The organism is Odoribacter sp. AF15-53 (genome assembly GCF_003479425.1).
Classification (GTDB): Bacteria; Bacteroidota; Bacteroidia; order Bacteroidales; family Marinifilaceae; genus Butyricimonas.
The window spans coordinates 230,450-255,863 of sequence record NZ_QUHC01000002.1 but is presented as its reverse complement, the minus strand read 5'-3'; the positions used below and the strand labels follow the sequence as shown (position 1 = coordinate 255,863).

The following is a 25,414-nucleotide window of genomic DNA, read 5'->3' as shown; positions in this document are numbered from 1 at the left end:
CAGATGACAAGAAAAATAACGTTTCTATTAATTTTTATATTGTGTGTTTGTGGGGCAAAAGCCCAAGAAGTTGCGGATACAACACAGCAAATTGATATTTTTTATTCTTCACCCAAAACTTACGAGTTAGCCGGAGTGAAAATAGTTGGTGGCGGTGATCATTATGATGATGTTTATTTAGCTCAATTGGCTGGATTATCTATCGGGATGTCCGTACAAATTCCGGGAGAGGCCATCACGAGGGCAGTTAAAAGATTGTACGATCAGGGATTATTTTCGGACGTGTCTATCGCTGTCGATAAGATCGAGGGGGATAAAGTGTATCTGGCTTTCTACGTGAAGGAACGCCACAAGCTTTCCAAGATCAATTATGTCGGGTTGAAAAAAGCAGAGGAGAACAAGATTAAGGAGAAAATGAATCTGGTCTATGGTTCGCAGGTGAATGATTTCATGAAGTCGAATTTGAAGATACAGATCGAAAAGTACTTGAAAGAAAAAGGGTATTACAACACGAACATCCGGATTATTCAACGGGATGACCCAGATCAGGAAGGACACGTGATTTTGGATGCTATCGTTGAAAAGCACAATAAGATAAAGATTGATAAGATCATTATTGAAGGAAATGAATTGATGAAAGATGGTCGTTTGAAAGCGGCCATGAAGAAAACCAAAGAGAAATCTCTTATGAATTTCTTCAAGTCAGCCAATTATATCGAGAAAAATTACGATGAAGATAAATTTAACCTCGTGGATAAATACAACGAGAAGGGATTCCGGGATGCCGTTATTCTTTCCGACAGTGTTGTTCAAATTTCTCCGAAACGGGTGAGAATTTATATTAACGTGCAGGAAGGAAATAAATACTATTTTAATAATATCTCTTGGGTCGGTAACACGATTTATGACTCCGAAACATTGAGCCGTGTACTGAATATCAAGAAAGGTGATGTATATAATAGTAAATATTTAGGAGAAAGAATGCAATCGGATGACGATGCTGTTTCCAACGTGTACCAGAATAACGGTTACCTTTTTTCTCGTTTGATTCCGGTGGAAACGATATCCGGAGAAGATTCGATAAATTTGGAGATTCGGGTGGTTGAAGGCCCCCAGGCTACTATTAATAAAGTAATCATTCGGGGAAATAATCGTACGCATGAACACGTGATTCGTCGGGAATTGTATGTTTATCCGGGAGAGTTGTTCAGTCGTGAGGATATTATCCGGAGTGCCCGCGAGTTGGCAAATATGGGACATTTTGATCCGGAACAAATAAAACCCGATTTGGCAAATACGAATGCGGAAGCCGGGACGACAGATGTCGTGTTTGATTTGGTTGAAAAAGCAAATGATAAGATCGAGCTTTCCGGAGGTTGGGGTGCCGGTATGATCATCGGTTCTGTGGGATTGACATTCACGAACTTCTCGATTCGTAATATATTTAACTGGGATACTTATCGTCCTCTCCCGCAGGGTGACGGTCAGACGTTCAGTTTGAAAGCCCAAACGAATGGTAAATATTATACCTCTTTCAGTTTGTCTTTCCGTGAGCCCTGGTTGGGAGGAAGAAAGCCGAATTCTTTGAGTGTGTCCATGTATTTCTCTCGTCAAACGGGATATTCAAGTAGTTACCGGAATTCCTATTATATGAGTAACACGTCTCAGATGTACGATTCACGTCAGTTGATGTTGACGTATGGTCTTAGCGTGGGATTAGGACGACGGATTAACTGGCCGGATAACTGGTTCACGATGTATAATGAGGTTTCTTTCCAACGTTATCAGTTGAAGAATTGGCCGTATTATATATTCAGTGACGGAAACTCCAACAACTTGTCTATCGCCACGGTGATCAAGAGAAGTTCTATTGATAACCCGTTGTTCACGAAACAAGGTAGTGAGTTTACTTTCTCCTTGACGTTGACTCCGCCTTATTCTTTATTCTCTAGTCGTCATTTCGAGGCCGAGAAGGATCAGGTTAAATACAGATGGATCGAGTATCATAAGTGGAAGTTCAGCGGAAAGGTGTTTATGCCTTTGACTCGTAGCGAGAAACGTCCGTTAGTATTGTACGCTTCAGCTCAGTATGGATATTTAGGTTACTATGATAAGAATAAAAAATCTCCGTTCGAGGGATTCGAAATGGGAGGTGACGGAATGTCCGGATATAGTTTGTACGGTAGAGAGTATGTCGGTTTACGCGGTTACGAAAACGGTTCGTTGACGAATGCCGGTTCTTCTTTCATCGCACCGAAGTCTTCAGACGCGAGCCTGTACTCCAAGTTCACGATGGAGTTGCGCTACCCGATCTCTTTGGCACAATCGGCAACGATTTACGCTTTAGGGTTCTTGGAAGCGGGTAATTCCTGGTATGAATTGAAAGATTTCGAGCCGTTCAACTTGTATCGGTCTGCCGGTGTTGGTTTGCGTGTATTCCTGCCGATGTTCGGTTTGCTAGGTATCGACTGGGGATACGGGTTTGACGATGTACCGGGACGTTCCGGAGCGGGTGGTTCACAGTTCCACTTCGTACTTGGACAAGAATTTTAAGGATGGTGTGATTGTTTGATTCCGTGATTTTGAGATTTTAATAAAATCATAGAATCATAAATCGCTGAATCACTAAATAATTTTGGTCTTGTTTGCATACATTATGTATGTAGGCTAGGAAAAGGGAATTTATTTTATTATTTTTGTTGATCATTTTAAAGACAAACATTATGAAGAATACATTGAAATTATTCGCTTTAGTAGCATTTATATTTGCTGCTTTTGCCGCTACTGCTCAAACAGCAAAACCGATCAAGTTGGGTCATCTTGATGTTCAAAAAGTTATGACTAGTATGCCGGAGTTTAAAAAAGCTCAACAGGATCTGGAAGCTAAGGAAGCAGAGATCAGAAAAGAGTTGACGTCAATGCATGAGAGTTATCAGAAATTGGCACAAGAATATCAAGCTAACGCAAAAACATACACGGAATTAACTCGTACTGCTAAGGAACAGGAGATCCAAGGGTTGATGCAAAGAATTGAGCAATTTCAAAGTTTGGCTCAAGAGCAGATGGCCAAAACTCAGGAAGATTTGTTGACCCCGATTATCACGAAAATTCAGAATGCTGTTCAAGCTGTAGGTAAAGAAGGTGGTTTCACTTATATTTTCGCTGCTACTCCGAACTTTGGTCAGGGTGCATTATTGTACACGGCTGATAATAGCGAGGATATCTTACCGTTGGTAAAGAAAAAATTAGGTATTCAATAATTTTATATATTGCAAGGAATAAAGTCGCCTGTTTAAGGCGACTTTTTTTTGCATTCTTAAGGAATAAAAGGTATATTAGCAGCTATAAATTAAAAATAACAGATTTATGTCTTGTCCGATCGGGGTGTTTGATTCAGGTTACGGGGGATTGACAATATTGAAAGATATTGTCAAAGAAATGCCGGAGTATGATTATATCTACTTGGGTGATAATGCCCGTACGCCTTATGGAACACGATCTTTTGACGTGGTGTACAAGTACACGCGGGAGGCGGTCGTGAAGTTGTTCGGTATGGGGTGCAAGTTGGTGATTTTGGCTTGCAACACGGCTTCGGCAAAGGCTTTGCGGACGATACAACAGGTCGATTTGCCACAGATTGCTCCCCGGCGTAGGGTGCTGGGGGTTATCCGGCCCAGCGTGGAGGCGGTGGCTGACTTCACTACGAACGGGCATATCGGTATTTTGGCTACATCAGGAACGGTTGCTTCCGAGTCATATCTGTTGGAGATCGCTAAAATACATTCAGAAAAAGGATTTAAAGTCACGCAGCAAGCCTGCCCCATGTGGGTTCCACTCGTTGAGAATAACGAGATAAATTCCCCGGGAGCGGCTTTTTTCGTGCAAAAATATATAGATATAATCATGCAGGCAGACCCGGCGATTGACACGTTGGTGTTGGCTTGCACGCATTACCCGTTGTTGAGAGGTGTAATTGATCGTTTTATCCCGGAAGGCGTTTCGGTCATACAGCAGGGTGAGATTGTGGCCCGGAGTCTGAAGGATTATTTGCAGCGTCATCCCGAAATGGAACGTGAACTTTCTCGTGGGGGGAAGGTTGAATTCCTGACAACGGAAAAGGGTGGAATGTTTGATAAAATGGCAGCTTTGTTCATGCAGGCGGAGGTTACTTCGAGGCACACGGAGCTGTGAAGTTTGAAATTTAGAGTGAAACTATTGAGTGATTGGCGATTCAATGATTAAGTGATTGTTAAAAACGTAGTCTAGTACAGCTGGAATCATCTAATCGGAAATCATAAATCAAAAAATGGGCCCCGCCTTGTGCGGGTGGAATCTAAAATTTTGAATCTAAAATTGTTAAGGTTTTATGAACGAGCAGGAAATGATTGAAGCAGCTTTCGATGATTTGATTAAATCTTTACGAAAGGGAACAACGGAAGAGAGCGTGAAACTGATCCGCAGGGCGTTTGAGTTTGCCAGGGAAGCTCATCAGGGAGTTCGACGGAAGTCGGGGGAGCCTTATATATTGCATCCTTTGGCGGTGGCGAAGATCGCGGTGAAGGAGATCGGGTTGGGAACAAAGTCTGCTGTTGCTGCTCTGTTGCATGACGTGGTGGAAGATACCGATTACACGGTGGAAGATATAGCCAATCTTTTCGGGCCGAAGATTGCTTCGCTTGTTGACGGGCTGACGAAAATTAGCGAGGCCATGGGGTCTAACACGACGAAACAGGCCGAGAGTTTCCGAAAGATGATCCTGACCTTAGCGGATGATGTGCGGGTGATTCTGATTAAGATTGCCGATCGTTTGCACAATATGCGAACACTTGATTCCATGCCCGAACATAAACAAGTGAGAATTGCCAGCGAGACACTTTATATATACGCTCCTTTGGCTCATCGTATGGGATTACACGCGATCAAAACCGAGCTGGAGGATTTGAGTCTGAAGTACGAGAACCCGGTTGAGTATCAAGAGTTGGAGCAACGAATTCATGATTACCGGGACGAGCATACCGGTTTATACCAGCAATTTATTGCCCCGATCCGGGAGCGCTTGACGGAAAGCGGGTATCATTACGAAATTACGGCACGAACGAAGAGTGTCTATTCTGTGTGGTCTAAGATGCAGCGTAGACACATTTCTTTTGACGAGATATATGATTTACTTGCGGTGAGAATTGTTTTCGAGCCAAAGGATAACCAGCCAGAGAAGTGGCAATGTTGGAATATTTATTCCTTGATTACCGATATGTATAGCCCGAAACCCGAACGTATTCGGGATTGGGTGAGCGTACCCAAGGCGAATGGTTACGAGGCGTTGCATTTGACGGTCATGGGGCCCGGTGGGAAGTGGATCGAGGTGCAGATTCGTTCCCGCCGTATGGACGAGATCGCCGAGAAGGGGTTGGCGGCACACTGGAAATATAAGGGTGATAATGCCGAGGCTAGCAACGAAGTCGACAAGTGGTTGGCGGGTATCAAGGAGATGTTGGAACAGCCGGGAACAGATGCTTTGGAATTCCTGGATGAATTTAAATTGAATCTTTTCGCCAAGGAGATTCGGGTCTTCACGCCGAAAGGGGAGATGCGTACCTTACCTAAAAATGCTACCGTACTTGATTTCGCTTACGATATTCACACGGAAATCGGGAACTCGTGTATCGGGGGAAAGGTGAATCACAAGCTGGTTCCCATGAGTCACCAGTTGCAGAGTGGTGATCAGGTGGAGGTGTTGACCAGCGACAAGCAGAAGCCCCAGAGTGATTGGCTGGACTTTATCGTGACGGCCAAGGCGCGGAATAATATACTCATGATTTTCCGGCGGGAGAAGAAAGAACAAATCCGTATCGGGACTACTATGTTCGAGAAGTTGCTGGAGGATATGAAATTGCCTTTTGGAACAGAGAATCTGAATAAAGCCCTGTTGCATTTGAAATTGCAAAATAAGGATGACTTGTATGTTAGTCTTGCCAAGGGGCATTTGGATATCGAGGATGTACGCAAGGCTTTGAAAAAGAAATCCGAGAATAAGTTTGTCAAGTACTGGAAGCTGCAATTCTTCAAGAGTGATAAAGATAAAGTCGCTCCGGAGAAAGAAGAAAAAGATAAGGTGATCAATGATATAGCCGAAGATGCTTCTGATTTTATTGTCGCACCTTGTTGTAACCCGATTCCGGGTGACGACGTGGTCGGAATGAAAATCGACGGAGATAAGATTACCGTGCATAAACGAAAATGTCCGGAAGCGATTCGCTTGATGTCCAGTCACGGGGATAAGATTGTTCCCGTGAAGTGGGTGAGTCACAAGATTATGTCTTTCTTGGCTATTATTAAGCTGAACGGGATTGATAGTATCGGGATCGTGAGTGATATCACGATGATCATATCAAAGGAGAGTAACGTGAATATGCGTACGGTGCATTTCGAGACGAAGGACGGGATATTCGAGGGAATGATTCATCTGTACGTGCATAATACTGCCGATTTGAACAACTTAATGATGAAAATTGCCTCTCTGAAGGGCGTGGAGAACGTTTCTAGAGTTGAGAATTTGGATGTCTAAATTAAATTTCGTCTAAATAGTGAGAATTCTTCGGATAATTATTGTAACTTAGCAATGTCGTAAATTGAATTAGCTTTGGACTCAATGGAAAAAATAAAGGAGACGGTAAAAGAGATTTTTACCACTTACCTGCAACAGAAGGGACATCGCAAGACGCCCGAAAGATACGCCATTTTGGATGAGATTTATTCTCATTCCGGACATTTTGATATAGAATCCCTGTACGTGTTCATGAAGAATAAAAATTACAGGGTCAGTCGTGCCACGTTGTACAATACGATAGATTTGTTGCTGGAATGTAAGTTGGTTATAAAACACCAGTTCGGTAATAATATCGCCCAGTTTGAACGTGCGTACAATAACCGGAAACACGAACATATCGTGTGTAAAATATGCGGGAAGGTGGAGGAGTTTGCCGATTCCCGGTTGGAAGAAATCGTGGAACATGTTGAAGAAAAATATGATTTCTCCGTTCATCATCACATGCTCTATATTTATGGTATTTGTCACAATTGTAAGTTGGCAGGTAAGAAATAAATATTATTTTTGCATGTTTGTTTTATAAAAAATAATATCAGATGAAAGTAGATGTATTGTTGGGATTACAGTGGGGAGATGAAGGTAAAGGTAAAGTAGTTGACGTGTTAACCCCGAACTATGATGTCGTGGCTCGTTTTCAAGGAGGGCCTAACGCGGGACACACGCTTGAATTCGAAGGTCAGAAATATGTACTTCGTTCAATCCCCTCCGGGATATTCCAAGGTGATAAGGTAAATATTATCGGAAATGGAGTCGTGCTCGATCCTGCTTTGTTCAAGGCTGAGGCAGAAGCATTGGCTGCATCCGGTCATGATTTGAGAAAGAAACTTCATATATCCAAGAAAGCACATCTGATACTGCCGACTCACCGTTTCCTGGATGCCGCTTATGAGGCAGCCAAAGGGGATGCTAAAGTGGGAACTACCGGAAAAGGTATCGGGCCGACATACACGGATAAAATTAGTAGAAACGGGGTGCGCGTGGGAGATATCCTGCATGACTTCGATAATAAATATGCCAAGGCGAAAGCTCGCCACGAGCAAATATTGAAAAGTCTGAATTTCACGTATGACTTGACGACTGTCGAGAAAGAGTGGCTGGAAGCTATCGAGTACCTGAAACAATTCCAGTTCGTGGATAGTGAGCATGAGATTAATCGTTTGTTGGATGATGATAAGTCTATACTGGCCGAGGGTGCGCAGGGAACCATGTTGGATATTGATTTTGGTTCTTACCCGTTCGTGACTTCTTCCAACACGGTTTGTGCCGGGGCTTGTACGGGATTGGGTGTTGCTCCTCATCGTATAGGTGAAGTGTACGGAATTTTCAAGGCTTATTGTACCCGCGTGGGTAGCGGACCGTTCCCCACGGAATTAGAGAACGAGATCGGGGAGAAATTGTGTGATCTGGGTCATGAGTTCGGTTCCGTGACAGGACGTAGACGCCGTTGCGGTTGGGTGGATTTGGTGGCATTGAAATATTCGATCATGATTAATGGCGTGACTCAATTGATCATGATGAAAAGTGATGTGCTGGACACGTTTGATACGATTTCGGCTTGCGTTGCTTACGAGGTGAATGGAGAAGAGGTGGATTATTTCCCGTATGATATTACGGAAGGTGTGAAACCGATTTATGTTGAGTTGCCGGGGTGGAAATGTGATATGACGAAGATGACTTCTGAAGATGAGTTTCCGGAAGAATTCAATAATTACCTTGCATTCTTGGAAGAAGAAACCGGAGTGCCGGTGAAGATTGTTTCTGTCGGTCCTGATCGGGAGCAAACGATTATAAGATACACGGAATAGGCATAAGCAACAGATTGGGATAATTTGTTTGACGATATAAAAGGGGGCTTCTATGAGGAAGTTCCCTTTTTTAATGAACTTATATAAACATTTTTTGAATATAATATACACCGATTCCGGCCAGGTAACCCAGGGTGGCGATCCACGTGATGTGTTTCATGTACCAGATGAAATTGATGCGTTCCATACCCATGACGACAACTCCCGCGGCAGAACCTATGATCAGAATGCTACCCCCAATTCCGGCACTGTAAGCCAGGAGTTCCCAGAATGTTCCGTCGGTGGTGAAGTTCACCAGATAGGGGGATAGGGTGGCATCCGTGTGAGTGAGCGGGTACATTCCCATTGCGGCGGCTACGAGAGGAACGTTATCAATAACCGAGGAAAGGAAGCCGATGATAATATTAATAAGATACACGTCGTGTAGTTTGTCATTCAGAAAAGAGGACATCCGGTCGAGTACCCCGGCAATTTGTAAGGCGGCCACGGCCATGAGGATTCCCAGAAAAAAAAGAAGCGTGGCGTAATCTATTTTTGAGAGAATGGAGGGAATGCGATGTACTTTGTCCGGGGTGATTTTTTTCTTCCGGTTATAGAGTATTTCCGTGTATGCCCACACGCATCCGAGGGCCAGCATGATTCCCATGAAAGGGGGGAGGTTCGTGAGTTCCTTGAAGGCAGGGACAAATAACAGGCTGGCAATTCCGAGGGTTAATATGGTTATTTGCTCGCTTCGGGAAATAGCCAAAGTCGGGTTTGTTCCCGAATTGAGTTGTGGTTGAGTTTTGCCATGTAACCAAAACGTGGAGATTACCAACGGGATGAACAATGAAACAAGGCTTGGGAGAAACAGATGACGGATGACGTTCAAGGAGGTGATGTTGTTGTTGATCCACAACATGATGGTGGTGACATCCCCGATCGGGGTCCACGCGCCTCCGGCATTAGCGGCAACGATAATGATGCTACCGAATATCCATCGTTCCTGTTGATCGTTGACCAAGCGGCGGAGTAACATGATCATGACAATGGCTGTAGTCAGGTTGTCCAGCACGGAAGACATGATGAACGTGATCAGGGCAATGATCCATAATAGTTTTCTTTTGTTCCGGGTCGTGATATGGCGCGTAATCAAGTCGAAACCTTCGTGCGTGTCAATCCATTCGACGATGGTCATGGCGCCCAGCAGATAAAAAAGAATCTCGGCGATATCACCTAGATGTTCGACGATTTCATTGTCTGTGTGTTGGATTAGCGTCCATAGCGAAATTCCCAAAAGGAGGGCGATGGCACTTTTATTGATTCCAGTTTGATGTTCCAGGGCGATAAGAACATAGCCAAGGATGAATATGGACGTGAGGAGTAAAATCATGTTCTACGTTATGAAGTTTTTTTACAGTATTGTATCCTTCATACGCAATTTTGCGTAGATTGGTTTATATTTGTGGTGAAGATCAGGTTTATAGTAAAGGAGGCATGATATGATGACATGGGATTTTTTCTTTAGATTGCTAGTGGCCGGGATTTTAGGTGCCATTATCGGCTTGGATCGAGAATACCGGGCGAAGGAAGCGGGTTTTCGTACGCATTTTCTCGTGGCCCTGGGAAGTGCTCTTTTTATGATTGTTTCCAAATATGGTTTTTGGGATATTCTTGGGGATACGGGGATCGGGTTGGACCCGAGTCGTATTGCGGCACAGGTGGTGAGCGGTATCGGTTTTTTGGGAGCCGGTACGATTATTATACAGAAGTTGTTTGTGAGGGGTTTGACGACAGCGGCAGGCGTATGGGCGACATCGGCAATCGGTTTGGCCGTCGGGGCCGGACAGTATTGGTTGGGGATTTGTGCCATGTTGTTGACTCTTTTGGGGTTGGAAGGATTGGGATATATTTTCCAACGAGTGAATCAGCGAAACGTGTTACTTGTTTTCACGACAACCAGTCAGGAGGTGATTAAACAGGTTACGGATGAAATAAACCGGAAAAAACATACAATCAGTTCTTATTCTACGGAATCGGCAAAGCTGGGTGATATGACTACTTATCGGGTAACTTTGGTAATTCGGACCCGAAAATCGGGGGATGAAGCTTTGCTATTTCAGTTTATACAACACCTGCCTGACGTGATGATGATAGGATGGAATAAAAAAAGCTACCCTAGGGTAGCTTTTTTATTCTAGTTTCCGTGTTTGGAATGTAGTTTCAGTCTCATCAGACGGAGATCTTCCTCGGAATAATCGCCGTCGAACTCTTCATAGGCATCCGCGATGTTGTCGGTTTTGGCTTCCATGAAGTAATCCATGATCTCTTGTTGTTGCTCGTCGTCAAGGATTTGAGAGAGATAGTAATCAATGTTGAGTTTTGTCCCGGAGAAGACGATGGCTTCCATTTCCTTGATCAGTTCCTCAAAGGTCAGGCCCTCGGCAGAGGCAATATCTTCGAGATCAATCTTACGGTCAATGTTTTGAATGATGTACACTTTGAACTTGGATTTGTTGGCAACCGTCTTGACAACCAAGTCTTGTGCTCTCTCTATTTCGTTGTCTTCGACATATTGTTTGATGACTTCAACAAATTCCTGTCCGTATTTTTGAGCTTTTCCTGAACCTACTCCCTGTATGTTGGCTAATTCTTCCAGCGTGATTGGATAGTTGGTACACATATCCTCCAGAGACGGGTCTTGGAAAATCACGTACGGAGGCAGATTGTTTTTCTTGGCAATCTTTTTCCGTAAGTCTTTCAGTATGGCAAACAGGGTGTTGTCGAGTGCTGATACTCCCCCTTTTTCCTGAAGTTTCTCTTCTGATTCTTCAAAGTTATGATCTTCCATCAGCATAAAATCTTTAGGTTCTTTTAAAAATTCGTGGCCTTTGTCTGTTAGTTTTATGACCCCGTATTGTTCAATATCTTTTTCTATATAATTTGCAATAAGTGCACGTCTGAATACCATGTGCCAGAATTGTGCATTCTTTTCCGATCCGACCCCGAAAGATTCCAGTTCGTCATGTTTATACGATTTTATTATAGAATCGGTTTCTCCGAGAAGAATATTTACAAGATGTTCTACCTTGAATTTTTCTTTTACTTCAAGAATAGAGTTCAGGGCATCGATTAAGTATTCTTTCCCTTCGAATTCTTTCTTGGGGAATAGGCAATTGTCGCATGCCCCGCAGTTCTCCTCTTCGTAGTTTTCACCGAAGTAGTGCAGAAGTACTTTTCTCCGGCAGAGAGAGGTTTCCGCGTAAGAGACGGTTTCCATGAGGAGTTGTTTCCCGATTTCCTGTTCGGCAATGGGCTTACCCTGCATGAATTTTTCCAATTTCTGAATATCTTTATAGCTGTAGAATGTCAGGCAATAGCCTTCGCCGCCGTCACGTCCTGCGCGTCCTGTTTCCTGATAATAGCCTTCCAGACTTTTCGGGATGTCGTAGTGGATCACGAAACGTACGTCCGGTTTGTCGATCCCCATTCCGAAAGCGATGGTTGCCACGATCACGTTGACTTCTTCCATCAGGAATTTGTCTTGATTGGCGCTACGAGCTGAGGCATCCATTCCTGCATGATAAGAGGCGGCTTTGATACCGTTCACGCAAAGGAGTTCGGTAAGTTCTTCTACTTTTTTACGGCTCAGGCAATAGATAATTCCTGATTTTCCTTCGTTGTTCTTGATGAATTTGATAATATCTTTTCCCGGATCAACCTTCGGGCGCACCTCGTAGTAGAGGTTAGAGCGATTGAAGGATGATTTGAATACTTGTGCATCAAGCATATCCAGATTTTTCTGGATGTCGTGTTGAACTTTCGGTGTGGCCGTAGCCGTTAACGCGATGATCGGGGCTTTCCCGATTTGCTCCACGATCGGTCTGATTTTTCGGTACTCCGTGCGGAAATCGTGTCCCCACTCGGATATACAGTGCGCTTCGTCAACCGCGAAAAATGAAATATGTACTTTCCGCAGGAATTCGATATTACTGTCTTTAGTTAAAGACTCCGGGGCCACGTATAATAGCTTTGTTTTGCCACTCAACACGTCCTCTTTCACTTTTAAAATATCACTTTTACTGAGAGACGAGTTCATGAAGTGGGCAACACCTTCGGATGCACTGAACGAGCGCATGGCGTCAACCTGATTTTTCATTAAAGCGATTAGTGGTGATATCACTATGGCCGTTCCCTCAAGCATTAGTGCGGGCAATTGATAACATAAAGATTTACCCCCTCCTGTCGGCATCAGTACAAATGTGTTATTCCCGGCAAGGACGTTCTTTATTATCTCCTCCTGGTTCCCTTTGAAGTTATCAAAGCCGAAATACTCTTTTAATTTAGCATGTAAATCTACTTGTAATCCCATTGTTTTTTTAATTTTCACACACCCCATTTCTACACGGGTGCGCAAATTTATAATTTAATTTGTTTTTACAAACAATATATTCTATAATAAATCTGTCATCACTCGTTTTTGACCTATCATAAAAAATGATACTTTTGTCCCTAGTAAAGTTATAGCAAAAAATGATAAGTACAATAGTTTTTTATTTTTTTTGCTATAAGGATGACTTTCGGACGAATATTTATAATTAAAGAGGCATGGTAGACATAAAATCGGTTGCACGTAAAGTGATTCAGGATGAGACAGAAGCTATTCAAAATCTGATTAATTATATTGATGACGATTTTGAGGCTGTTGTTAAATTAATTTATGAAACTAAAGGTCGGGTGATCATTACCGGGATCGGGAAAAGTGCAATTATTGCGACAAAAATCGTGGCAACAATGAATTCGACGGGTACTCCTGCCGTGTTTATGCATGCTGCGGATGCTATTCATGGGGATTTGGGAATGATCCGGGAGGAGGATGTGGTGATCTGTGTTTCGAAAAGTGGAAATACCCCAGAAATAAAAGTTTTGATTCCGTTGATACGAAATAATGGAAATAATAATATCGTGGCCATGGTGTCGAATACCGACTCTTTTCTGGCCAAGAATGCGCTTTATGTGCTGAAGGCTAAAGTGGAAAAAGAAGCATGCCCGTTAAATTTAGCTCCCACAAATTCAACTACGGCACAGTTAGTGCTGGGAGATGCATTGGCAATGTGTTTGATTGAATGTCGCAGTTTCTCTAGTCGGGATTTTGCGAGATATCATCCGGGCGGAAGTCTTGGAAAGCGTTTGTACACGAGAGTATCGGATGTTTATGACAATACAAACCGACCTTGCATCACTCGGGAAGCCGGGATTCGTCCCGTTATCCTGGCGATGTCAAAAGGACGTTTGGGAGCGGTGGCCATCGTGGACAAAGAAGAACGTTTGGAGGGTATTATCACGGACGGAGATTTGCGACGGATGATGGAGAAATATGATGATGTAGACGGGTTGATGGCAGCAGATGTCATGTCAAAATCGCCGAAAACGATATCGGAGGATGAACTGGCATACAACGCTTACCGGATGATGGAAAAGAATAGTATCACCCAGTTGGTGGTCGTGGACCGGGATAATCATTATAAAGGAATGGTGCATATACATGACATATTGCGGGAAGGAGTGGTTTAATTGATGATTTTAGATTTTAAATTTTAGATTGTATGTATGGTCACTTGAATTTAAAATTTAGAATTTAGAATTTAAAATTATGTAATCGTTATGATTCATGTAAAGTTATGCTTTGTATTGTTTTTATTGGCGTGGGTGTCTGTGTCTGAGGCTCAGACGACAAAGGTAAGAGGAAAAGTTGTGGATGCCGAAACAGGCGAGCCGATGCCGTTGGTGAGTATCATATTCGTGGGTACCACGATCGGGGTGACAACTGATTTCGATGGAAATTATAATATAGAGACGCGGGAGGAGGTCAGTGAGATCATGGCTTCATTCGTGTCTTACGAGCGTCAGACAGTGGCGATCAAGAAGGGTGCTTTTAACACAATTGACTTCAAGCTGGTTCCGATCGTGACGAACTTGGACGAGGTGAAGGTGAAGCCGGGGGAGAATCCGGCTCATGCTATCTTGCGGAACATTTCGAAGAACAAGAAGAAAAATAATCCGGCCGAGAAGGAATCATACAGTTACACGACTTATACTAAAATGGAGTTGGATGTGGCGAATATGAAGCCGGAGTTCAAGAACAAGAAGTTGCAGAAGAATTTCGGATTTGTGTTCCAGTATATGGATACGTCGGCCATCACGGGAAAGGCTTATTTGCCGGTAATGATTTCCGAGGCATCGGCTGATTATTACTATCGTCGTTCACCGAAGTTATCCAGGGAGATCGTGAAAGCCAGTCGTATTTCTGGTATCGAGGAGGATTATAGTCTAGCGCAGTTCACGGGGCATTTACACGTGAATGTGAATCTATATGATAATTATATCAATATTTTCGAGGTAAATTTTGCCAGTCCTCTGAGTGAACATGGTTTACTATATTATAAATATTTCCTAGTGGATAGCGTGCAGAAGGAGGGACGGAAAATTTATAAGATACGTTTTCATCCTAAAGGTAAGTCTACACCTGTGTTTGACGGGGAGGTGAATATTGATTCCACAACATGGGCGCTGGAATCCGCCCAACTTCGCATGACGAAAGGTTTGAACGTGAACTGGATCAAGGATTTGGCAATCGAGAATACCAACGAGTTAATTAATGATTCGACTTGGTTCTTGAAACAGGACAAGATTCTGGCGGATTTCACGGTACAGATGAAAGATTCTTCCAAATTGATCTCGTTTATGGGGCATCGGCAGATTGATTATTCGAACGTGAAGGTGAACGAGGAGATTCCGGCGGATATTCAAAAGCTGGATAATGACGTGATTATTAATAAAAATGTTCTCCAGAATGACGAGAATTACTGGCAGTCCGTGCGTCCTTACGAGTTGAGCGTGAAAGAGCAGAATATATATAATATGGTGGATTCGATTAAGAACGTGCCGCTATATAAGAATATATATGATATGATTCAGACCATTTTCCTGGGATATTATAATACAAAGTACGTGGGATTTGGTCCTTATTACAAATTGATTAGTTTTAATAAGTTGGAAGGTGCTCGTTTCCAGCTTGGTGTGAAGACTACGAGCGATTTCAGTAAACGGATACGGCTTTCAGGATACGGGGCCTATAGTACGAAGGATGAAAAATTTAAAGGTGGGGGGACGGTCGAGTATATGTTTAATAACCAACCAACCTCGAAGTTGACGATTAGCGGGCGGCATGACGTGTTCCAGTTAGGAGCGAGCGAAAATGCTTTCTCAACAGGGAATATCCTGAGTTCTATATTTTCAAGAGGGAATAACGATAAACTGACAATGATCAATTCGTTTGATTTCCGCTACGAGAAAGAGTGGTGGCAGGGGTTCTCGAATATTTTTGCGATGGAATACAGGCAGATGTTTCCCACGAAATATGTAGGTTTTGTGCGTCCAAATGGAGAAGAAGTTAGCCAGATTCGCACGACACAGTTCCGTTTGGGAACTCGTTTGTCAAGAAACGAGATTGTAGTACGTCAATCATTTGACAAGGCTTCGATGGGATCGGATTTCCCGATTGTGGGAATTGATTTGGTAGCCGGGTTGAAGGGTGTTCTGAACGGAAATTACGAGTATTATCGGGCTGAATTGTCGATAAAGCATGACGTGAATATTGCCCCGATTGGGTATAGTGATTTCATGGTATCGGGAGGAAAGATTTTTAACAAGGTTCCTTATCCTTTGTTGAAGTTGCATGAGGGAAACGCTACCTATTTTTATGATCCGTATGCTTTTTCCTGTATGAATTTCTACGAGTTTGCCTCGGATTTGTGGGCAGCGGTATTCTGGGAACATCATTTCCGGGGATTCTTCCTGAGTAAGATCCCGTTGATGAAACGGTTGAAATGGCGAGAGGTGGCTACCGTGAAGGCTTTGTGGGGAACGTTATCGGACAAGAATAACGGGAGTCTGGCAGATACCAAAGCGATCCTTTTATTCCCGGAGGGTATGTCTTCCGTGTCTAAGCCTTACATCGAAGCGGGTGTGGGTGTGGAGAATATTTTCCGAATTCTCCGTATAGATGCGATCTGGCGATTGACGCACAGGGGCGATCGTTTAGGGCAGAAAGTGGATAATTTTGCGATCAATTTCTCGATTCACCTAAATTTCTGATAATTTTCAATTTTCAATTTTCAATTTTCAATAGTAAAAGACTATCTTAGCGCGATAAAACTGTAAGATATGATATTAAGAGCTGAGGACTTAGTTAAAAAGTACAAGAGCCGTACGGTGGTAAAGGGGGTTTCCGTGAACGTGGAACAAGGGGAGATCGTTGGTTTATTGGGACCTAACGGGGCCGGAAAGACTACTTCGTTTTATATGATCGTGGGATTGATTAAGCCGAATGGCGGGCGGATATTCTTGGATGACACGGAGATCACGAAGGAGCCCGTGTATCGTCGGGCACAGCTTGGTGTCGGGTATCTGGCGCAGGAGGCTTCGGTTTTTCGTCAGTTGAGCGTGGAGGATAATATCAAGGCAGTTTTGGAGATGAGTAATTTACCAAAGGATTACCAACGTCACCGCTTGGAGGAGATGTTGGATGAATTCGGGTTGCAGCATATCCGGAAGAGCAAGGGTATCCAGTTGTCGGGAGGTGAGCGGAGACGTACGGAGATTGCCAGAGCGTTGTCGATCGCCCCGAAGTTTATCCTGTTGGACGAGCCTTTTGCGGGAGTTGACCCGATAGCCGTGGAGGATATCCAGAGTATCGTGATCAAGTTGAAAGAGAAAAATATCGGAATTCTGATCACGGACCATAACGTGCAGGAGACGCTTTGTATCACCGACCGGGCATATTTGTTGTATGACGGTCGTATTTTGCAGGCGGGATCGGCAGAGGAATTGGCTAATGATCCGGAGGTTAGAAGAGTGTATCTCGGAAAAAACTTCGAGTTACGCAGGAAAAAATAAAAAAACGGTCAAATCGTTTTGCTTTTCGTAAAAAAGCTATATATTTGCACCGTCAAAATAGCAAGCGGGCGTGGCGAAACTGGTAGACGCACTAGACTTAGGATCTAGTGCCGCAAGGCGTGGGGGTTCGAGTCCCTTCGCCCGCACTTGAAGAGATGGCCGCCTTACAATGAGGTGGCTTTTTTGTTTTGTTTTATCAATTTATTGTTTTATCATAAAGAAGTATGAATGTAACAAAGAACCAAATCGACGATCTTAATGCAACCATTAAGATTCAATTGGATAAGGATGATTACGCAACTCGCGTGAGCGACGCGTTGAAAGAATATCAGAAGAAAGCGGTGATCGACGGTTTCCGTAAGGGGAAAACTCCTTTCGGGATTATCAAAAAAATGTACGGGAAAGCCGTTTTGATCGAGGAGATCAACAAGTTGATCGGGGAGAGTTTGTCTAATTATATCCAAGAGAACGATTTGAATATCTTGGGTGAGCCGCTTCCCAGTGAGACTGATCAGAAAGAGTTGAATCTGGACGAGGAGAGTTTCGAATTCGTTTATGATATCGCTTTGTCTCCCGCGATGAATGTGAAGTTGAGCAAGAGAGAGAAAGTTCCTTATTATGTCATCAAGGTTGATGATGAAATGATAGACAAACAAATTGAAAGCATTTGCAAGAGTAACGGTGAGTTGACCTCAGTTGACACGATCGAGGGATCGGAGTACGTGAAAGGTGAATTGATCGAGCTGGGTGCTGACGGCAAGCCGAAAGAAGGTGGAATTCACATCGAGGATGCTTCTTTGTCGGTTGAGCACATGAAGGACGAAGAGCAAGTAAAGGCTTTCACAGGTAAGCAAGCTGGAAATGAGGTCGTTTTCAATCCATCAAAAGCTTATCCGAATAAAACGGATTATGCGGCTTTGTTGCAAGTAAGCAAAGAAGAGGCTGAGAATATTACTTCTGATTTTTGCTTTATCATCAGCGAGGTCAAACGTTACGTAGATGCTGAAGTAAATCAGGCTTTGTTTGACAAAGTATACGGGGAAGGAAACGTGAAGAGCGTTGAAGAGTTCCGTGCTCGCGTGAAAGAGGATTTGGCTAAACAATTCAAAGCTCATAGCGAGTATCGTTTGACAGTAGACGCTCGTGACAAGATGTTGAAGAAAAACGAGGATATCGTTCTTCCAGAAGCATTCCTGAAACGTTGGATGTTAGCTACCAATAAAGAATTGACTCAAGAAGCCGTGGATAAAGATTTCGATGCTTACCGCGACGAGTTCAAATGGCAATTGATTAAAGGCGATATGATCAAGGAAAATAATCTTCGTGTTGAAGACGAGGATATGAAAGCTGTTGGTCGTGAAGTTGCTGCCGCTCAATTACAACAATACGGTCTGTACGGTTTGTCTGACGAGCAATTAGACGGTTTTGCCGTTCGTTTGCTAGAGAATGAGAAACAACGTGCAAGTCTATACGATCGTGCTTTGGAAAACAAGATTTTCAGCGTGATTAAAGAAGGCGTGAAGTTGGAAGAGCAAGAGATCTCTATGGAAGATTTCGGTAAATTGTTCGAGAAATAATAAGTTATTTTACGATAAAGGAACCCCCGTCTCGTTGAGGCGGGGGTTCTTTATTATACTGATGAATCTAGACGCTTGAGAGATAAAAATAATTGACAAAATCCGTTTGAACTTCTCGTATTAACAGGGAGATTTTTATTATTGGAATCCGCAATAAAAAAAGCTATCCTTTGGGATAGCTTTTTTTATATATGATGAATTTTGTTTTTATTTCATGCTCAATTTTGCACGAGTGATGTATTTTTCAATCTCGGCAGCTTCCATAGAGGCCGGAAATTCTTTTTCTATTCTTTCGTACATGCTCAAGGCATTTTTGTAATCGTTAGCTTTCTCGAAGGCAAGGCCGGCTTTCATTAAAATCATCGGAGTTGTTACCATATTGGTGGTTCCGGTGGTTGCTTTCTGGTAGTAGCTGGAAGCTTTCTTGAAATCTCCCTGTTGCATGTAAGCATCACCCAAGTTGGCTTTTACCATGCTTGAGAAGATCACGTCATCGGAAGAAAATTTTTCCAGATATTTGATTGCATTCTGGTTGTCACCCAAGTGCAAGTAGCAGATTCCTGCATAGTAGTTTGCCAAGTTTCCGCTAGGGGTTGAGCCATATCTATCAATGATCTCCAAGAAACCGGGGGCGTTTCCATCTCCGTTAAGAGCCATGTTGAATGAATCTTTTTCGAAAAGATTTTCGGCAACAAACATTTGTTTTAGTGCTTCTTCTTCCAAGGGAGCCTTATAAAATCTATAATATCCCAAGATGGCACCTACCACGATAACGATAACGAGGACACCTCTTATCAGTAATTTTTGATTTTTCTCGATAAATTGTTCGGTTGAAATCGTGGCTTCTTCAATTTGTTCAAAGCCATCCGCACGTTTCTGTTTCTCTTTTGACATTGTTATATACTTTTTGTTGTTTACTTTTCTTATTTCCTGACGTATCGCTCGTCAACGTGCAAAATTAATTTTTTTTTTGATACCAGCAGAGGGTCTGCGAAATTTTATGCAAAAAATTATCGGTCTGGCGGAATATATTCTTCTTTTCCTTACTTTTGGAGGTTAGATACAGGTTGAAAAATTTAAGACTGAATGATTTTAAAGAATTTAGATATAGTCAACTACAAGAATATCGCAGAAGCGGGTATTGTGTGTAGTCCCAGGTTTAATTGTTTTATCGGGAATAACGGGGTCGGAAAGACGAATATTCTGGATGCGGTGTACCAGTTGTCGATGTGTAAGAGCTATTTTAATTTACCCGATGCCCAGAATATACGTCATGGAGAGGCTTTTTTCGTGATTGAAGGGAAGTACGCATATGAAGATGAAGAGATTGACGTGTATTGTGGGATGAAGCGGGGACAAAAGAAGATATTCAAGAAAAATAAAAAGGCATATACTCGGCTTTCGGATCATATCGGTTTGTTGCCACTAGTGATGATATCACCGGCCGATGTGGTTTTGATCGACGGGGCGAGTGAGGAGAGACGGCGTTTTATTGATGGGGTTATCAGTCAGTGTGACAAGGAGTATTTACAGTTATTGATTCGCTATAACCGTGTGTTGATGCAACGGAACAGTTTTCTGAAAGAGTACGCGGGACGAGGGTTTGATGTTGATATGTTGTCTGTGTGGGATGAACAACTCGCCGAGAGTGGTAGCGTGATTCTTAAACGACGTAGGGCGTTTATCGTAGAGTTGGAAGAGATGTTTCAGGTGTATTATAACCGGGTGGCTTTGGGAAGAGAGAAAGTGATGCTAGAATACAGGACCACGGTAAAGAATGATGATTTTCTTACATCCTTACATAATAGTTTCGAGCGGGATCGCGTATTGACGTACACGACGGTCGGTGTTCATCGGGATGATTTGGATTTGAGCCTAGAGGGGTATCCCGTGAAGAAACTAGGGTCTCAAGGGCAGAAAAAAAGTTTCCTGACCGCCTTAAAATTCGCTCAATTCGCTTATTTAGCCGAACAGAAGGGGGTGAAACCTTTGTTGTTGCTGGATGATATTTTTGATAAACTGGATGCAGACCGGGTCAGCCAGATTATTCAGATTGTTTCGGATACAAGCTTTGGCCAAGTTTTTGTTACAGATACGAACCGAGAGCATATTGATGAAATATTGAAGCAACATGCTCTGGAATACAAGATATTTCACGTGGAGGGAGGAGAAGTTGAAGAATTCTAGATTTTAAATTTTGGATTGTAGGATTCGGTGACAATGAGATTGTTAGTTGATTAATGCGGATTTTTTGAAAAAGTTTAAGAGGAATAAGATTTAAAATTTACGATCTAAAATAGTTCTGGGTTGTTTAGAAAATCGTATTTTTGTAGAACGAATGAATAGTAAGAACTAAATAAATAGAAGTATTTTGAAGCAGGGAAAGACTTTGACAATGGACGAACTGGTAAACCTTTATCTGGAGCAGATGGGATTGTCCCGTCAGTTCAAGGAAAGGGAGGTTTGTCAGGTATGGCCGGATGTCGTGGGGGGGATGATCGCTTCTCGAACGAAGAGTTTGCGGATTTCAGATGGGAAAGTATTCGTGAGTTTCACGTCTTCGGTGGTGAAGAACGAGATTCTGATGGTGAAGGAGGGGTTGATAAAAGCCTTGAATGATCGGGTCGGGGATAATGTTGTAAAAGATATTGTAGTGTTCTAGTCATAGAACATTTAATAAGGATATAAATGAAATTGATTGATACGAATGATTTTTTACTTGCCTCCCAAGGACTGAACCGATTCCGGGAAAGTCTGGTATCCAAGTTAGTGATGTATATATTGCGCTTGCATAAACTGGATAAGTTGAATGCAAAGGTGCATGATGATGACCCGGAAGCAGTTTTGGATAGTCTGATCGAGGCTTTGGGGGTAACGATTGAGGTGAAGGAGGAAGATCTAGAGAAAATTCCGAAAAATGGGCCGTTTATCACGGTTTCCAATCACCCGTTTGGGGGATTGGATGGTATTATATTAATCCGGTTGTTGTGTAAATTGCGCCCAGATTACAAGATCATGTCTAATTTCTTGTTGAAAAAGATCGATCCGTTGCAGGATTATATATTAGGTCTGGAACCGGCTGACGGGAAAAACGCTTCCAACATGCGGGTGATTAAAGAAGCTATCCGGCATGTCATTGACGGGAAACCGTTAGGTATTTTTCCCGCGGGGGAAGTGTCCTCTTACCAGGCGGATTCGAATCACGTGGAGGATAAGGAATGGGATGCATCCGTGGTGAAGTTGGTGAAGATGGGAAAAGTGCCGGTTATACCTATTTATTTTAAGGGTTCTAATAGTCTGTTGTTTTATTTACTGGGAATGATTCACCCGGTATTAAAGACGATTAAATTGCCTTCCGAGTTGCTGAACAAGAAGAACCGGGTGGTGAAGTTAAGAATCGGGAATCCGATTAGCGTGGAAACTCAGAATACATTTCATGATATTGCCCAATACGGCAAGTTTTTACGAGCAAAAACTTATTTGTTGGGATCTGCGTTAGAAGTAAAGAAGTTTTTTATTAAATCACAAAAAGCAATGCCTAAAGCAGAACCTATTGCAGCGGAGACAGACAGTGCGGTATTGAAGAAAGAGATCGAGGGTATCGCTGAGGATTATTTGCTGTTTAACATGAAAAACTACGATGTTTATTGTTCGCCTTCGGTGAAGATTCCGAACGTGCTGAACGAGATCGGACGCTTGCGGGAACTTACTTTCCGTGCCGTGGGCGAGGGAACGAATCGTAGTATAGATTTGGATGAATACGATCTTTATTATTACCATTTATTTATCTGGGATAAGGAGGACGAGAAGATTGTCGGGGCCTATCGCGTGGGGAAGGGGAAAGAAATAATCGATCGATACGGGATAAAAGGGTTTTATATCCATTCGCTGTTCAAGATGCGGAAGGAGATGTTGCCAGTGCTGTACGAGTCGATCGAGTTGGGGCGTTCTTTTATCACGGAGGAATACCAGCGTAAGCCGCTTCCGTTGTTTATGTTGTGGAAAGGTATTCTTTATTTCTTGCTGAAAAATCCGGAGTATCGTTATTTGATTGGTCCGGTGACAATTAGCGGGAAGTACACGGAGGTGTCGAAAGAGTTGATCATGCGTTTTATCCAAGAGAATCATTATGATCACGAGTTGGCAAAATACGTGCTTCCTCGATCCAAATATCAGGTTCATTCAGAGCAACCGGGAGTGCAGATTATGCTGGACGCAGCACACAAAGATATTGCTCTTTTGGATAAGATGATCGGTGATATTGAGCCTTCAAGTGATAAATTGCCTGTATTGTTGAAAAAATATATTTCACTGAATGCCAAAATTATCGGGTTTAATATTGATCCTAAATTCAGTATGTGTTTGGATGGTTTATTAATTTTAGATATTTTTGACGTGCCGATGAAGACTATAGAGTCGTTGTCAAAGGAGATAAACGATGACACGATTTTGAGCCGTTTCTCGTCGGATAGCGTGGAATTATAAATGTAGGATTTAGAATTTAAAATTTAGAATGGAAAAGAAGGAATCGCTTGTGTGGTTGGAATCTAAAATCTAAAATCGTTAAATCTAAAATTAAAAAGGGATGTACGATATATTGTATCTTTTCAAAGGAATGTTAATTGGATTAATGGTATCCATTCCGTTGGGACCCATGGGGGTTCTAATTATCCAGAAAACATTACATAAAGGTGCGCTATCGGGTTTTATTGCCGGAATGGGGGCTGCTTCTGCTGATTTCTTTTATGCTTCGGTGGCTGCTTTCGGGTTGGGATTTGTGATTAATACCGTGCAAACTCATGAATTGTTGTTGCAGATTATCGGGGGAATCTTTCTCGTGGGGATTGGATTGAAAATTTATTTTGATAACCCGATTCGCCAAATCCGACAGAGACGTCAGGGGCGCGTGAGCAAAACCGGGTTGTTGGGAGATTACCTATCTCTGTTCTTTTTAACGGTATCCAACCCGATCACGGTGGTCGTTTTTATGGCCGTTTTTGCCGGGATGTCGGTTTTTGGAGAGACGTCTTCCATGTTAGGGGAATTATTGGTTGTTATAGGAGTACTACTAGGTGGTGGAGTGTGGTGGTATACTCTTTCTACGTTGGTTAATATTTTTCGTAAAAAATTCCGTTTGCGGGTGCTGATCACGATTAACCGGGTTTCTGGGATGATCATTGCCGTACTGGGAGCGTTGGTGATTCTTGCTGCATTTGCCCCATTTCGAAATCTCGTTATTTGATGATGTAATGATTTGTGATTAATAATCATATTATCCGCTCATAATCACAAAATTGGAGCGGAATGTGTATGAAAATCTAAAATTTAAAATGTTTCGAGTCGCCCCATAAGCCATAAGCAACTTGGCAACCGCTTTTCAGAATACTTTCTTCCAGTTTGCGCATGGATTCGGCTGCCCCCTCGTGAGTTCCCGGTTTGTTTTCGTATAGTTTGTATAGGGTTCGATTGGTCGTCGGGGTGATATTCGGCATGACCACGTTGGCCCCAATTTCTAGTGCTTTTTCTCTCCCGGCGGGTTCGATAGCCTGTAAAGCGGTGGTTGCGGCAATATTGATGTCCGGCATGAGAAGCCGAAGAGCGGCGACCATGTGAATAGACAGGCGTAGACGTTCTTGCTGGGAAAGCAATAAGTGGCGATATTGATAGAGGGGGGTAGCATGATGTTCCAGGTATGGTCCCATGCCCACCATGTCAATATCCATGGCTTGTAGGAATAACAGGTCATTTGCCAGATCGGTTATTGTTTGAAAAGGCAGCCCGATCATAACACCTGTTCCGGTTTGGTAACCGCAACGTTGTAATGATTCGATACATTTCAGTCGGGTTGCGTGCGAGTGAAGCGAGTTATTCGGGTGTATTTTGGCATACAGTTCGGGATTGGATGTTTCGATGCGTAACAGGTAACGGTGCGCACCCGCTTCTTTCCAACGTTTATAGGTTTCTTCTGTTTGTTCGCCTAGAGAAAGTGTGATTCCGAGTTCGTCATGACTGTTTTTTTTGATTTCCAGTAGTAAACGTGTGATACGGTCCACGAATTCTTTGTCGGAACGTTCCCCTCCCTGCAAGACGATGGAACCGAAATGATGGGTGTACGCGAAATCGGCAGCGTCGAGGATTTCCTGATCGGACAGGGCATAGCGGGCTGTTTCCGTGTTTGATTTCCGGATGCCGCAATAAAAGCAATCTTTGGTGCAGATGTTTGAAATCTCGATTAATCCCCGAAGGTAGACATTGTTACCGATTGTTTCGTTTTTTATTTTTTTCGCATCTGCGTAGAGCCGAGCTTCTTCTTCTCCCCGACAAGTCAGCATGTTTTCCACTTCTGACAGAGTATATATTTTTTTCATACGATTTTCCTTTTTACAAAAGTAGGAAAAAGGCTTGATTTTACTAAATTTGTTCCAGAGAAAAAGGCGGAGCCTTTTTCGTTTATAAAGTTTTTAAGGTTCATAAAGTTCGTAAAGTAC

Annotated in this window: 19 protein-coding genes and 1 tRNA gene; 16 read left to right on the top strand and 4 right to left on the bottom strand. The window is 42.9% G+C overall.

The genetic code is table 11. The features are described 5' to 3' along the window. The first annotated feature begins 3 nt into the window (after positions 1-3). The 6 genes from DWW52_RS05640 (at position 4) to DWW52_RS05615 (ending at position 8,412) form a co-directional block, all read left to right on the top strand. Positions 4-2,553, top strand: coding sequence for an outer membrane protein assembly factor (locus DWW52_RS05640; RefSeq protein WP_118714498.1), 2,550 nt, complete (start codon positions 4-6; stop codon positions 2,551-2,553). 170 nt (positions 2,554-2,723) lie between these two features. Next, positions 2,724-3,260: an OmpH family outer membrane protein gene (locus tag DWW52_RS05635; protein ID WP_118714497.1), complete on the top strand. Its 537-nt coding sequence runs from the start codon at positions 2,724-2,726 to the stop codon at positions 3,258-3,260. A gap of 106 nt (positions 3,261-3,366) precedes the next feature. Continuing rightward, complete coding sequence (murI, locus tag DWW52_RS05630) at positions 3,367-4,191, top strand: glutamate racemase (RefSeq protein ID WP_118714496.1); 825 nt, start codon at positions 3,367-3,369, stop codon at positions 4,189-4,191. Between the two features lie 175 nt (positions 4,192-4,366). Next, a complete protein-coding gene (locus DWW52_RS05625; protein WP_118714495.1) occupies positions 4,367-6,565 on the top strand; it encodes a bifunctional (p)ppGpp synthetase/guanosine-3',5'-bis(diphosphate) 3'-pyrophosphohydrolase in 2,199 nt (732 codons plus the stop codon). A gap of 84 nt (positions 6,566-6,649) precedes the next feature. Further along, a complete protein-coding gene (locus DWW52_RS05620; protein WP_118714494.1) occupies positions 6,650-7,102 on the top strand; it encodes a Fur family transcriptional regulator in 453 nt (150 codons plus the stop codon). A gap of 41 nt (positions 7,103-7,143) precedes the next feature. Continuing rightward, positions 7,144-8,412 (top strand): adenylosuccinate synthase, encoded by a 1,269-nt coding sequence (locus DWW52_RS05615; RefSeq protein WP_118714493.1) that lies wholly within the window; start codon positions 7,144-7,146, stop codon positions 8,410-8,412. Between the two features lie 79 nt (positions 8,413-8,491). Here DWW52_RS05615 and nhaD read toward each other — a convergent pair whose 3' ends face one another. Beyond that, positions 8,492-9,784, bottom strand: coding sequence for a sodium:proton antiporter NhaD (gene nhaD / locus DWW52_RS05610; RefSeq protein WP_118714492.1), 1,293 nt, complete (start codon positions 9,782-9,784; stop codon positions 8,492-8,494). Positions 9,785-9,896: 112 nt separating this feature from the next. Between nhaD and DWW52_RS05605 the strand changes: the two genes are divergently transcribed. Beyond that, on the top strand, positions 9,897-10,592 hold the full coding sequence (locus tag DWW52_RS05605; protein ID WP_199691968.1) for an MgtC/SapB family protein: 696 nt from the start codon (positions 9,897-9,899) through the stop codon (positions 10,590-10,592). Here DWW52_RS05605 and recQ read toward each other — a convergent pair. After that, complete coding sequence (gene recQ / locus DWW52_RS05600; protein ID WP_118714490.1) at positions 10,589-12,763, bottom strand: DNA helicase RecQ; 2,175 nt, start codon at positions 12,761-12,763, stop codon at positions 10,589-10,591. The genes DWW52_RS05605 and recQ overlap by 4 nt on opposite strands. Before the next feature lie 236 nt (positions 12,764-12,999). On the opposite strand from recQ, the gene DWW52_RS05595 reads away from it, so the two are divergent. From DWW52_RS05595 to tig, 5 genes are all read left to right on the top strand, one after another. Beyond that, on the top strand, positions 13,000-13,965 hold the full coding sequence (locus DWW52_RS05595; RefSeq protein ID WP_118714489.1) for an SIS domain-containing protein: 966 nt from the start codon (positions 13,000-13,002) through the stop codon (positions 13,963-13,965). 90 nt (positions 13,966-14,055) lie between these two features. Further along, positions 14,056-16,548: a DUF5686 and carboxypeptidase-like regulatory domain-containing protein gene (locus DWW52_RS05590; RefSeq protein ID WP_118714488.1), complete on the top strand. Its 2,493-nt coding sequence runs from the start codon at positions 14,056-14,058 to the stop codon at positions 16,546-16,548. A gap of 69 nt (positions 16,549-16,617) precedes the next feature. Then, positions 16,618-17,349: an LPS export ABC transporter ATP-binding protein gene (gene lptB / locus DWW52_RS05585; protein ID WP_118714487.1), complete on the top strand. Its 732-nt coding sequence runs from the start codon at positions 16,618-16,620 to the stop codon at positions 17,347-17,349. Between the two features lie 64 nt (positions 17,350-17,413). Then, a tRNA-Leu gene (locus tag DWW52_RS05580) sits at positions 17,414-17,495 on the top strand. 78 nt (positions 17,496-17,573) lie between these two features. Beyond that, entirely contained in the window at positions 17,574-18,926 is a 1,353-nt protein-coding gene (tig, locus tag DWW52_RS05575; RefSeq protein ID WP_118714486.1) for a trigger factor, read from the top strand. Positions 18,927-19,133: 207 nt separating this feature from the next. Here tig and DWW52_RS05570 read toward each other — a convergent pair whose 3' ends face one another. Beyond that, positions 19,134-19,820 carry a tetratricopeptide repeat protein gene (locus tag DWW52_RS05570; protein WP_118714485.1) on the bottom strand — a complete coding sequence of 229 codons (687 nt, stop codon included), beginning with the start codon at positions 19,818-19,820 and terminating at the stop codon, positions 19,134-19,136. A 192-nt stretch (positions 19,821-20,012) separates the two neighbouring features. Here DWW52_RS05570 and DWW52_RS05565 point away from each other — a divergent pair, with 192 nt between their 5' ends. The 4 genes from DWW52_RS05565 (at position 20,013) to DWW52_RS05550 (ending at position 24,168) form a co-directional block, all read left to right on the top strand. Then, positions 20,013-21,113: a DNA replication/repair protein RecF gene (locus DWW52_RS05565; RefSeq protein ID WP_118714484.1), complete on the top strand. Its 1,101-nt coding sequence runs from the start codon at positions 20,013-20,015 to the stop codon at positions 21,111-21,113. A 208-nt stretch (positions 21,114-21,321) separates the two neighbouring features. Beyond that, positions 21,322-21,588, top strand: a complete 267-nt coding sequence (locus DWW52_RS05560) for a DUF721 domain-containing protein (RefSeq protein WP_118714483.1) — start codon at positions 21,322-21,324, stop codon at positions 21,586-21,588. Between the two features lie 26 nt (positions 21,589-21,614). Continuing rightward, entirely contained in the window at positions 21,615-23,411 is a 1,797-nt protein-coding gene (locus DWW52_RS05555; protein ID WP_118714482.1) for a lysophospholipid acyltransferase family protein, read from the top strand. A 100-nt stretch (positions 23,412-23,511) separates the two neighbouring features. Further along, on the top strand, positions 23,512-24,168 hold the full coding sequence (locus tag DWW52_RS05550) for a LysE family translocator (protein ID WP_118714481.1): 657 nt from the start codon (positions 23,512-23,514) through the stop codon (positions 24,166-24,168). A 76-nt stretch (positions 24,169-24,244) separates the two neighbouring features. On the opposite strand, the gene hydE is transcribed toward DWW52_RS05550, so the two are convergent. After that, entirely contained in the window at positions 24,245-25,294 is a 1,050-nt protein-coding gene (hydE, locus tag DWW52_RS05545) for a [FeFe] hydrogenase H-cluster radical SAM maturase HydE (protein ID WP_118714480.1), read from the bottom strand. Positions 25,295-25,414: the final 120 nt, after the last annotated feature.

Excerpts from the sequence above, each read along its gene's own strand:
- hydE (WP_118714480.1), bottom strand. The coding sequence starts at position 25,294 with ATGAAAAAAATATATACTCTGTCAGAAGTGGAAAACATGCTGACTTGT.
- tig (WP_118714486.1), top strand. The coding sequence starts at position 17,574 with ATGAATGTAACAAAGAACCAAATCGACGATCTTAATGCAACCATTAAG.
- DWW52_RS05560 (WP_118714483.1), top strand. The coding sequence starts at position 21,322 with ATGGACGAACTGGTAAACCTTTATCTGGAGCAGATGGGATTGTCCCGT.
- DWW52_RS05595 (WP_118714489.1), top strand. The coding sequence starts at position 13,000 with ATGGTAGACATAAAATCGGTTGCACGTAAAGTGATTCAGGATGAGACA.
- DWW52_RS05605 (WP_199691968.1), top strand. The coding sequence starts at position 9,897 with ATGACATGGGATTTTTTCTTTAGATTGCTAGTGGCCGGGATTTTAGGT.
- DWW52_RS05590 (WP_118714488.1), top strand. The coding sequence starts at position 14,056 with ATGATTCATGTAAAGTTATGCTTTGTATTGTTTTTATTGGCGTGGGTG.
- DWW52_RS05615 (WP_118714493.1), top strand. The coding sequence starts at position 7,144 with ATGAAAGTAGATGTATTGTTGGGATTACAGTGGGGAGATGAAGGTAAA.
- DWW52_RS05570 (WP_118714485.1), bottom strand. The coding sequence starts at position 19,820 with ATGTCAAAAGAGAAACAGAAACGTGCGGATGGCTTTGAACAAATTGAA.
- recQ (WP_118714490.1), bottom strand. The coding sequence starts at position 12,763 with ATGGGATTACAAGTAGATTTACATGCTAAATTAAAAGAGTATTTCGGC.
- DWW52_RS05555 (WP_118714482.1), top strand. The coding sequence starts at position 21,615 with ATGAAATTGATTGATACGAATGATTTTTTACTTGCCTCCCAAGGACTG.
- nhaD (WP_118714492.1), bottom strand. The coding sequence starts at position 9,784 with ATGATTTTACTCCTCACGTCCATATTCATCCTTGGCTATGTTCTTATC.
- DWW52_RS05635 (WP_118714497.1), top strand. The coding sequence starts at position 2,724 with ATGAAGAATACATTGAAATTATTCGCTTTAGTAGCATTTATATTTGCT.
- DWW52_RS05565 (WP_118714484.1), top strand. The coding sequence starts at position 20,013 with ATGATTTTAAAGAATTTAGATATAGTCAACTACAAGAATATCGCAGAA.
- DWW52_RS05625 (WP_118714495.1), top strand. The coding sequence starts at position 4,367 with ATGAACGAGCAGGAAATGATTGAAGCAGCTTTCGATGATTTGATTAAA.
- DWW52_RS05640 (WP_118714498.1), top strand. The coding sequence starts at position 4 with ATGACAAGAAAAATAACGTTTCTATTAATTTTTATATTGTGTGTTTGT.
- DWW52_RS05550 (WP_118714481.1), top strand. The coding sequence starts at position 23,512 with ATGTACGATATATTGTATCTTTTCAAAGGAATGTTAATTGGATTAATG.
- lptB (WP_118714487.1), top strand. The coding sequence starts at position 16,618 with ATGATATTAAGAGCTGAGGACTTAGTTAAAAAGTACAAGAGCCGTACG.
- murI (WP_118714496.1), top strand. The coding sequence starts at position 3,367 with ATGTCTTGTCCGATCGGGGTGTTTGATTCAGGTTACGGGGGATTGACA.
- DWW52_RS05620 (WP_118714494.1), top strand. The coding sequence starts at position 6,650 with ATGGAAAAAATAAAGGAGACGGTAAAAGAGATTTTTACCACTTACCTG.